1 protein-coding gene is annotated in these 1,433 nt (G+C 46.3%); it reads right to left on the minus strand.

The genetic code is table 11. The features are described 5' to 3' along the window. Positions 1-28: 28 nt before the first annotated feature. A complete protein-coding gene (locus tag OHT75_RS07290) occupies positions 29-1,339 on the minus strand; it encodes an IS4 family transposase (protein ID WP_264725837.1) in 1,311 nt (436 codons plus the stop codon). Positions 1,340-1,433 lie beyond the last annotated feature (94 nt).

The following is a 1,433-nucleotide window of genomic DNA, read 5'->3' on the forward strand; positions in this document are numbered from 1 at the left end:
TAATGCCAGTCAGATAAGCTGACTGGCGTTATTTTTTGTGTGGATATTTACTGATTTTTCGTTTCACTTGCCTTGGATAACAACGCTCCTCGCGCCTGAACGGCAAGACAAAAAACTCCGCTTTTCTCGTTAAATCATCCAACTCTTTCGGTATGTGGTGGCTACTAATTAGCGTAAAACCGTATTCAAACAAACTGACTATCGCATTGGCGCACAACGTAAAACTCAGCTCGTTCGGATAAATTCCCGGGAGGGTTTTGGCCATCCTGACCATTTGATAGCGGATGAGGTTGTAGCAAAGCAGCACGCCCCATAGTTCTTGTTTCACCATCTCCGATTTTTTGCTTCGCAGCGTAAATTCGTTTGCCAACAGCTGTTGTTTTATCTCCCGGTAGCCCAGTTCGATTTCCCAGCGCTGACTATATAAATCCACGATTTCATCACCCATAAACTGTGTCGTATCCAGCATTGATGTCAGGATAAAGCGTTCTTTTCCCTTCACTTTTTTATGCAGCAACCTTGCTTCCACATGCGTGGGTAGGCCTGGCCATTTCTTTTGTGCTTGCGGGCTGGTTGCAATTCGAACTCGTAAATCTTGTTTACCTAACTTTTCCACAACCTCATATTGCGCACCTTTTTTCAGTGGAATAAGCCAGTGACGGTTTTGCCCTTTACTTTGCCATGCATTGAGCAAACCTAAGGAATAAAAACCACGGTCAAACAGCGTCACGCTATTATCTGGTGTCGTTTCAATCAGTTGCTCTGCCAATATCATTTCATTTGTACTGTATTTATCCATCGCGGCACCAGTCAATAAATGACTGGTTAGTTCCATTTGGCATACCATTCTGACCATCGGCCACGCTGATTCGCCTGCCGTTGTGATGGGTTTGGTAAAGGCTTCAGTATTTTCGACAGTGTCAGGCGTCCGCCAAACAACCCCATCAACTCCAAGTAGTTGCAGACCACACCAGCGTGGATGTTCTGCATCCTGGTGCCAAAGTTTTTGTGTTTGATGAAAGACTTGCCGTATAGCTTCAGAGCCTAAGCGCTGCCGGCCTTGGACAACGGCACTGGGCGCGACTAACTCTCGTCGGCCGGGTAAAGCAATTTGCATTTTATCGGCAATGCTCCAAACATCTTTGTCTCGGTACAACGCCATTCCGAGCACAACCATTACCAATGATTCTAGAGGCAAACGGCGTCGACGAACGGTCGCCACGCCAGCTTTGTGCAAACATTGGCTGATAAATTCTTCAGGCAACAGTTGCTGAAGCGCACCGGCCTCAATGTTTGGGAAATAACGGTTTGCAAGGGTTAAAGCGGTGACTAACTGCATAGAAAAAGGCCTGCGACATCTCTGTTGCAGGCCTTTATACATCAACCAGTAGATCGGTCAACCGATCTAAAAAGTGCTTATCTGATCGGCATTA

It is taken from the genome of Shewanella subflava (genome assembly GCF_025971955.1).
Taxonomy (GTDB): domain Bacteria; phylum Pseudomonadota; class Gammaproteobacteria; order Enterobacterales; family Shewanellaceae; genus Shewanella; species Shewanella subflava.